A 569-nucleotide genomic window follows, 5' to 3' on the forward strand; every position below is an offset into this window, starting at 1 on the left:
GCGGCGTTCAGTATATGTCCGAACAAACGTCGCGGGGCGTCACCCTCCACCTTTTCCGCTCACCGTCGGCATATGGTTGAATCGCTTCCTGCCGTTCACCCGTGTTTTTGCCATAGCTTCTCCTTTCGGCATTATGCCGTATTCCGGCTGTCTGCATAAACTCCTGCACTGTCTCCCGTTAAAGACAGAGTTACCCGTATCTGGCACCGCATAGCAACGGAAGCGTTTACGCCAAATGCGCGCTGCCCGGTGCCTTGATATACGCCAGTTCCGTGATTTCCTGTGCCGCTTCGCGCCCGCGCCGCTCAAATTTCGTCTCGGGACGAGCAGCTAATCCGGCGTTTCCTGCCGCCCGGCTGACCAGAGCGGGCGTATCGCCGAGCGCCGCTTTCGCGCTTTCGGCATACGGCAGCCAGTCCGTTACGAAACGGATATAGCCGCCCGCCGCAATGCGCGAAGCGATAAGGTCGGTATGCGGACGCTGGAGCAGTCGCCGCTTGTGGTGCCGCTTTTTTGGCCACGGGTCGGGGAAAAAGGCGTGCACGCCGCTTACGGAATCGGGGAGGAAC

The 569-nt window shown here is 59.9% G+C and carries 1 pseudogene; it reads right to left on the reverse strand.

What is annotated here, in order from left to right:
• Nucleotides 1–226: 226 nt before the first annotated feature.
• Nucleotides 227–569: pseudogene (locus AWU74_RS07560) on the reverse strand (tRNA (guanosine(46)-N(7))-methyltransferase TrmB); the annotation flags it as partial.

This window comes from Treponema endosymbiont of Eucomonympha sp. (assembly GCF_001028545.1).